This window comes from Streptomyces sp. NPDC006314, from assembly GCF_040613075.1.
Classification (GTDB): domain Bacteria; phylum Actinomycetota; class Actinomycetes; order Streptomycetales; family Streptomycetaceae; genus Streptomyces.
Window position 1 is genome coordinate 345,890 of sequence record NZ_JBEXRL010000008.1, and the last position, 7,718, is coordinate 353,607.

Sequence of the window (7,718 nt, forward strand, 5' to 3'; positions counted from 1 at the left end):
GTGGCTTCAGGCCAGCCGCACACCCAGAGCGGTCTTCACCAGGGCGGCGTGCAGCTTCACCGTGAGCGCCGCCAGCTCCTTCGTACGGGCCTCGGCATGCGCCCTGGTCTGCGGATTGCGGTGGCGCCTGAGCGGGGCCACCACCTGGTCGACGAGACCCGCCTCGCGGTCGGCGGCGGCCTTCATCACCCGGAGGTGGCGCGGCTCGATACCGAACCGGCCCAGTTCGGCGATGAGGGAGGCGACGGTGACGGCCTCGGCGTCGTACGCCCCGTCCTCCAGGGGCGCGATGAGCCCGTAGGACTCCCACTCCGTGAGTTCCGCCTCGCCGATGTCCGCGGCCGCCAGCAGCTCGGCCCTGCCGATCCGGGCCACCGTGCGCCCCTCGGACGGCTCCGGTGCGTCGTCCGCGGTGCGCTGGCGCCCCACCAGCGGCAGCGGGACGGCCTCGCCCCGCTCCATGGCGTCCAGGTGCTCACGGATGACCCTGAGCGGCAGATAGTGGTCCCGCTGCATCCGCAGGACGTGCCCGAGGCGCTCGACGTCCCCGGCGGTGAACTTGCGGTACCCCGAGGGGGTCCGCTGCGGTTCGATGAGGCCCTCCGACTCCAGGAAGCGGATCTTGGAGATGGTGACCTCGGGGAACTCGTCACGCAGCGCGTTCAGCACCGTGCCGATGCTCATCAGCACACTGTCCCTGGCGGCGGTACCGCTTCGGGCACCGCCGCTCGGTGTTTGAAGCATGGACCTTCCCTGGGGCCGGCCCCCGGACGCCGGTCCGGGGGCGGGTCAGATGCCCTGCCGGCTCGCGTAGAACACCAGCCGGTACTTGCCGATCTGCACCTCGTCTCCGTTCGACAGAGCGACCTGGTCGATCCGCTCGCGGTTGACATACGTGCCGTTCAGGCTGCCCACGTCGGCCACGGTGAACGAGCCGTCCGGGCCGCGCCGGAACTCCACGTGCCGACGTGAGACCGTCACGTCGTCGAGGAAGATGTCGCTCTGCGGATGACGGCCGGCCGTGGTCAGGTCGCTGTCCAGCAGGAAGCGGCTGCCCGAGTTCGGTCCCCGGCGCACCACCAGCAGCGCCGAGCCCAGCGGGAGCGCGTCGACCGCGGCCTGCGCCTCCGGCGAAAGCATGGGCAGCGGGGTCTGGCCGGTCGCCTCGGCCTCGTAGGCCTCGAGGCCGGAGATCGAGATCGTGGACGTCGTCTCGGAGGCACGCTCGGGCGTCACTCCGGGACGCAGCGGCGCGCCGCAGTTGGAGCAGAAGCGGGCGTTCTCCGCGTTGCGGTTACCGCACCTCGTACACACCAGGACCGACATGGACGGATCCTCCTGCCGCGGCTGCCCCGCCGGGGCGTTGGACGCGTACGGGCCGGGGGTAAACCCTCCACCCGTACCTGAGGTTGACGGTTGCCCGAAACCTATGCCGCCGGACTGGGCAGGGTCAACAGACGCCGCGCCCTGACCACCGGAAATGTCACCGCCCGGACCAGCGACCTGGTCCCGGAACAGCGGACGCTGGCCTTCCGCGTCAGGCTGTGCGCGATGGCGAGCGGTCGCGTTGTCGCTGCCCTCTCGCGCGCTCTTGCCGAACAACTTCGCAAACAACTTCACGGGCGATTCCCCTTGACCGAAACAGACCCGCCCGTGGGGCAGGACGAACCCTGATTGCCTACACCGGCCGAGCCGGACATCATCACAACGTCCGTATCCGCCAAACAGTTTCCACCACGCACCACCCCTTCAGTGCGCCGACCCCCCGCAACCTCATGCCCGTGCCGGAAGTTCCCCATGCGCCGCCGGTTCACTGGGAGGACGACCGAGAGTAGTCAGGCCGCTTCGCCTGCCGCAAGGCGTCCACGACGATCTTGTCCGACCGCTCGACGGTCACCGTGGCCTGCTCCTTCTCCAGGGTCTGCACCACGCCTCCGGGAATGTTCAGTGCCGGCTCCAGATCCTGCGGCTTGCCGATGACCTGGAAACGATAGGGAGCGTTGATCTTGTTCCCGTCGACGCTCACCGACTTGCCGGAGTCCGTGAAGTAGGTGTTCGCGACCACGCGGACACCGTTGACCTGGATCGCCTCCGCACCGGCCGCGCGCAACTCCTGGATCGCGTCGAGCAGCATGTCCGCCTTGACCGTCCCCTTCATGTCCTCGATCGTCATCGTGATGCCGGGACCCCGAGCCGCCACGGTGCCCGCCAGGATGCCGAGTTGCCTCTCCTTCTCGGCGGTCTGCTTGCGAGCCTCCGCGGCCTGGTCCGAGCTGCTCTGCAGCTCCTGACGCTGTTTCTCCAGTCCCTGCTTCTCGTCCTGAAGACGCTGGGTACGCGAATCCAGTTCATCGAGGATGCGAACAAGATCTTCTTGACGTGCGCCACGCAACGCGCTGCCGCTGTCACTGTTCGACGCCACCTGCACGGCCAGGCCGAAGCCGAGGCCGAAGAGCAGCAAGGCGACGATGAGTTGAGCCCGGGTGACCCGCGGCGGCCACAGGCCATCGACCAGCCGCTGCCGACCGGTCAGTGGCTCCCCGGGCTGCTCCCCGGACGTCTGCCCGGCTGCGGGTACCGGGGCGGGAACCTCGGCCGGCAGTTCCTTGCGCAGCCGGTTCTCCGGCTGCTCGTTCCGTTCGTGCTGGCTGTCGTGGCTGTCGTTGCCGCTCTCGTTGTTCATCGCCTCACGCCCGGAACACATGCCGTCGGATCGCCGCGGCGTTGGAGAAGATCCTGATGCCCAGGACCACGACGACACCCGTGGACAGCTGCGCGCCCACACCCAACTTGTCGCCCAGGAACACGATCAGGGCGGCGACGACCACGTTCGACAGGAACGACACCACGAAGACCTTGTCGTCGAAGATGCCGTCGAGCATGGCCCGCAGACCACCGAAGACGGCGTCCAGGGCCGCGACGACGGCGATCGGCAGATAAGGCTCGACGACCGCCGGAACCTCCGGCCGGACCAACAGGCCGGCCACGACTCCCACGACGAGGCCCAGTACGGCGATCACGATGTGCCCTTCTCAGTTTTCTCGGCGTTCGGCTGCGCGGTACGTACGATCACACTCGGCGCCGCAGGCAACCGGACGTCACCCTCCGTGGCGATGGTGGCGCGGACCCCGTAGTTCTCCTCCAGAGCGTGCAGATACAGCCCGTCGGCAGTGTTCTGGAATCGGGTGCTCAGCCTCTCCCCGTCGCCGACGGCCAGCACCGTGTACGGCGGCACCAGCGGCCTGTTGTCGACCAGTATCGCGTCACCCGCGGCCCTGATCGCGGACAGGGCGGTCAGCCGCTGCCCGTTGATGGAGACGGCCTCGGCTCCGGAGGCCCACAGCCCGTTGACCACACGCTGCATGTCCCGGTCGCGCACCCGGCCGGTGTCGGAGAACCCAGAGGTCTCCCGAGGGCTGCCCCCATCACCGCCGCCGGCATCCTTGGCGTCGTTCACGACGAGCCTCACGCCGGGTCCGTGCACCGCGGTGGCGCCCGACAGCAAGCTCACCAGCTCCGCCTCGGCGCTGCCGCCGCTCGACCTCAAAGCCGCCCGCTGCCGCGCGCTGACCTCGTCACGCAGCTTGTCGACGGTGCCCTCCAGCTTGTCCGCGGCCTCGGTCTCACTGTCGACGCGGTCGATCAGCTCCTGGCGCTCCTTGGCCACCACGGGAGCCGCCACCCGCGCCTGCGCCGCCCCGACGGTCACGACCAGTGCCGCGAGAACGAGGCCGGCCGCGAGGCCCAGCTTCGCTCTGAGGGTCTTCGGCAGGCCACCTTCGCCCTCGGACTTCTTCCGGGCAGCGGCCTCGGCATACCCGTCGTCGAGGCTGTGGTCCATGACGTTGGTGATCAACGACATGGAGGCGTCCGGGCGCTGCGGCCGCGTGGGGCTGCTCCGAACGGGGGGTTGCTGCGGCATGCCGCACATCGTCGCATGTCGCGAGCAGTACCTCCGAACGGCCCCACCGGCGTGCCGGACAGGCCCCCTTGGGGACACTTGTCCGGCACGCACGCGTGCAGCGGCTTTTGCCGCCCCTAGCCGTCACCGGTATCACCGGACGGCGGTGGCGGGACGGCTGCCGTCCACTGCCGCAGGACTCACCGACCGGCGCTGTCCACGACGGCCGACCACTCGTCCAGCAGGGCCTGCGCGGAGGCGTCGTCTGGGCCTTCGGCCCACAGATGGGTGACCGCCTCGGCGGGGTCGGGCAGCACCATCACCCAGCGCCCGTCGGTCTCCACGACCCGCACACCGTCGGTCGTGTCGACAAAGCGATCCCCGGCCGCCTCGACCACCCGCCGCATGACGAGACCCTTGACGGCCCACGGCGTCGCCAGGTCCCGCTTGTGGACGTGCGCACGCGGGATCCGGGCGTCGATCTGGCTCAGGGTGAGCTGTGTCCGCGCCACGAGCCCGATCAGCCGTACGAACGCTGCCGTGCCGTCGTAGACGCTGCTGAACTCGGGGACGATGAACCCGCCCTTGCCGTCACCGCCGAAGATGGCGCCTTCCTCACCGCCCACGCGCGTGAGGTCGTCGGGCGAGGTGGTCGTCCACTCGACCTGGGTGCCGTGGTAGGCGGCCACCTGTTCGGCGATCCGGGTCGTGGTGACCGGCAACGCCACCCGGCCGCTGCGCCGCTCGGCGGCCACCAGGTCCAGCATCACCAGGAGCGCACGGTCGTCTTCGATGATCCGGCCCTTCTCCTCCACGAGCGACAGCCGCTCGCCGACGGGGTCGAACCGGACACCGAAGGCGGCACCCGAGGACGCCACGATCTCGCCCAGCCGCACCAGCCCCTTCCGCCGCATCTCCTCCGTCTCCGTCGGCCTGGACTCATCGAGACCGGGATTGATGGTCAGCGAGTCCACCCCGAGCTTGCCGAGCAGGCTGGGCAGCACGAGACCGGCACTGCCGTTGGAGGCGTCCACGACGACCTTCAGGCCCGCCTCGGCGATGCCGGTCGTGTCGACGTTCCGCAGCAGCGACCCGGTGTAGGAGTCGAAGACACTCGCCGGGAAGTACAGGTCGCCGATCTCACCCGGGAACGCCCGCCGGTACTCCTGCCGCGCGAACACGCGGTCGAGCTTGCGCTGGCTGCCCTGCGAGAGGTCGGCGCCGTTGCCGTCGAAGAACATGATGTCGACCGAGTCCGGCACGCCGGGCGAGGTCCGGATCATGATGCCGCCGGCACTGCCGCGCGCGGTCTGCTGCCGCGCCACGGGCAGTGGCACGTTCTCCAGGTCGCGTACGTCGATGGCACTGGCCTGCAGCGCGGAGATGACCGCTCTCTTGAGCGCTCGGGCACCTCGGGAGTGGTCACGGGCGGTGGTGACGGTGGAGCCCTTCTTGAGGGTCGTCGCGTACGCGCCGGCGAGCCGCACCGCCAGTTCCGGCGTGATCTCGACATTCAGGATGCCGGACACACCGCGGGCACCGAACAGATGCGCCTGTCCCCGGGACTCCCAGATGACCGAGGTGTTGACGAAGGCACCGGCCTCGATGGTCTTGAAGGGGTAGACCCGGACGTTGCCCTGCACGATCGATTCTTCACCGATCAGGCACTCATCGCCGATGACCGCGCCGTCCTCGATCCGGGCGGCGCGCATGATGTCGGTGTTCTTGCCGACGACACAGCCACGCAGATTGCTGTGCTGCCCGACGTACACGTTGTCGTGCACGACCGCCTTGTGCAGGAAGGCGCCGCTCTTGACGACGACATTCGAGCCGACGACGGTGTGCTCGCGGATCTCCGCGCCGGCCTCGACCTTCGCGTAGTCGCCGATGTAGAGCGGCCCGCGCAGCACGGCGTCGGGGTGCACTTCGGCCCCTTCGGCCACCCACACGCCCGGGGAGATCTCGAAGCCGTCGATGTCGACGTCGACCTTGCCTTCGAGGACGTCGGCCTGGGCCTTCACATAGCTCTCGTGCGTGCCGACATCCTCCCAGTAGCCCTCGGCGACATAGCCGTAGACGGGCTTGCCTTCCTTCATCAGCTGCGGGAAGACATCGCCGGACCAGTCCACCGGGACATCGGGGTCGACGTAGTCGAAGACCTCGGGCTCCATGACGTAGATGCCCGTGTTGACGGTGTCGGAGAAGACCTGTCCCCAGGTCGGCTTCTCCAGGAAGCGTTCGACCTTGCCTTCCTCGTCGACGATGGTGATGCCGAACTCCAGCGGATTGGGCACACGGGTCAGGCAGACCGTGACGAGCGCGCCCTTCTCCTTGTGGAAATTGATCAGCTCGGTGAGGTCGAAGTCGGTCAGGGCATCGCCAGAGATGACGAGGAAGGCATCGTCCTTCAACGCCTCTTCGGCGTTCTTGACGCTTCCGGCGGTACCGAGTGGCTTCTCCTCGTTGGCATAGGTGAGCTCCATTCCGAGCTCTTCGCCGTCACCGAAGTAGTTCTTGACGAGCGATGCCAGGAACTGCACGGTGACAACGGTCTCGGTGAGCCCGTGCCTTTTGAGCAGCCGCAGCACATGCTCCATGATCGGGCGGTTGGCCACGGGCAGGAGCGGCTTGGGCATGCTAGAGGTCATGGGGCGCAGGCGTGTGCCTTCGCCCCCGGCCATCACGACGGCCTTCATGTCGGAAGCGTCCTCCTCCAGAGACGACGGTCTAGCCGACTTCACCCGTCCAGATTGTCCCGCACATTTCCACCGCGGGCCATCGAGGTGTTACGTCAGGGCAATCGCCGAGCTCAATCGGCCATGGCGTCCGCACGAACCAAACGGCGGACTTGTACCACGTACAGCACTCCTGCCCACCAATAGAGAGTTGTACCCCATCCGGCGAACGCCCATCCGAAAATAGCAGCGAGTGACGCGATCCAACCAGTTCCGTCACTGAGGAGCAGGAGAGGGAAGGCGTACATCAGGTTGAACGTGGCGGCCTTCCCGAGGAAGTTCACCTGCGGCGGCGGATACCCATGCCGGCGGAGGATGCCCACCATCACCAGGAGTACCAGTTCCCTCGCCAGCAGCAGGCCGGTGAGCCAGATCGGCAGGATCTCCCGCCAGGTGAGGCCGGCCAGGGTGGAAAGGACGTAGAGCCGGTCGGCGGCGGGATCGAGAAGCCGGCCGAGTCTGCTGATCTGATTCCAGCGCCGGGCGAGCTTGCCGTCGAGATAGTCGCTGATCCCGCTGAAGGCCAGCACCAGGAGGGCACAGCCATCGCTGTTGGGGCCCCCGAACTCCGGCCTGAGGATCAACCACAGGAAGAGGGGTACGCCAACGAGCCGCGCCATGCTGAGGATGTTGGGGATGGTGAGGACCCGGTCTGTCTGGACACGGGTCTCCTGGACCTCCACCCGGGGGCCTCCTGTGCGAAAGAGCTGACGATGCCCCCCTGACCCTACCCCAACGCAAAAAAGCTCCGACCCTCGGGCATATGCCCAAGAGCCGGAGCTGTAAAAGGAGTTCGGCGGTGTCCTACTCTCCCACAGGGTCCCCCCTGCAGTACCATCGGCGCTGTGAGGCTTAGCTTCCGGGTTCGGAATGTAACCGGGCGTTTCCCTCACGCTATGACCACCGAAACACTATGAAACTGACAACCGGACCATGTGTGGCACATGGGGCTGTTCGTGGTTTCAGAACCAACACAGTGGACGCGAGCAACTGAGGACAAGCCCTCGGCCTATTAGTACCAGTCAACTCCACCCGTTACCAGGCTTCCATATCTGGCCTATCAACCCAGTCGTCTACTGGGA

7 protein-coding genes and 2 rRNA genes are annotated in these 7,718 nt (G+C 67.6%); all 9 read right to left on the reverse strand.

From position 1 onward, the window contains the following. Positions 1–6 precede the first annotated feature (6 nt). Complete coding sequence (locus ABZ079_RS17905) at positions 7–744, reverse strand: MerR family transcriptional regulator (RefSeq protein WP_356940386.1); 738 nt, start codon at positions 742–744, stop codon at positions 7–9. 45 nt (positions 745–789) lie between these two features. Further along, entirely contained in the window at positions 790–1,620 is an 831-nt protein-coding gene (locus ABZ079_RS17910) for an FHA domain-containing protein (protein WP_356940387.1), read from the reverse strand. A gap of 190 nt (positions 1,621–1,810) precedes the next feature. Beyond that, a complete protein-coding gene (locus tag ABZ079_RS17915; protein WP_356940388.1) occupies positions 1,811–2,683 on the reverse strand; it encodes a DUF881 domain-containing protein in 873 nt (290 codons plus the stop codon). Between the two features lie 4 nt (positions 2,684–2,687). Beyond that, positions 2,688–3,020: a small basic family protein gene (locus ABZ079_RS17920; protein WP_003988855.1), complete on the reverse strand. Its 333-nt coding sequence runs from the start codon at positions 3,018–3,020 to the stop codon at positions 2,688–2,690. Continuing rightward, positions 3,017–3,922 (reverse strand): DUF881 domain-containing protein, encoded by a 906-nt coding sequence (locus ABZ079_RS17925; RefSeq protein ID WP_356940389.1) that lies wholly within the window; start codon positions 3,920–3,922, stop codon positions 3,017–3,019. Before ABZ079_RS17925 ends, ABZ079_RS17920 begins: the two co-directional genes overlap by 4 nt. Positions 3,923–4,101: 179 nt before the next feature. Next, the gene (locus ABZ079_RS17930) at positions 4,102–6,597 is read right to left on the reverse strand and encodes a mannose-1-phosphate guanyltransferase (RefSeq protein ID WP_356940390.1); all 2,496 of its coding nucleotides are present in this window, start codon (positions 6,595–6,597) and stop codon (positions 4,102–4,104) included. 113 nt (positions 6,598–6,710) lie between these two features. Then, positions 6,711–7,319 carry a CDP-alcohol phosphatidyltransferase family protein gene (locus ABZ079_RS17935; RefSeq protein WP_356940391.1) on the reverse strand — a complete coding sequence of 203 codons (609 nt, stop codon included), beginning with the start codon at positions 7,317–7,319 and terminating at the stop codon, positions 6,711–6,713. 108 nt (positions 7,320–7,427) lie between these two features. Further along, positions 7,428–7,544, reverse strand: a 5S ribosomal RNA gene (gene rrf / locus ABZ079_RS17940). Between the two features lie 84 nt (positions 7,545–7,628). After that, positions 7,629–7,718, reverse strand: a 23S ribosomal RNA gene (locus ABZ079_RS17945); the annotation flags it as partial.

Coding starts and splice junctions, on each gene's coding strand:
- ABZ079_RS17925 (WP_356940389.1), bottom strand. CDS start 3,922: ATGCCGCAGCAACCCCCCGTTCGGAGCAGCCCCACGCGGCCGCAGCGC.
- ABZ079_RS17930 (WP_356940390.1), bottom strand. CDS start 6,597: ATGAAGGCCGTCGTGATGGCCGGGGGCGAAGGCACACGCCTGCGCCCC.
- ABZ079_RS17905 (WP_356940386.1), bottom strand. CDS start 744: ATGCTTCAAACACCGAGCGGCGGTGCCCGAAGCGGTACCGCCGCCAGG.
- ABZ079_RS17915 (WP_356940388.1), bottom strand. CDS start 2,683: ATGAACAACGAGAGCGGCAACGACAGCCACGACAGCCAGCACGAACGG.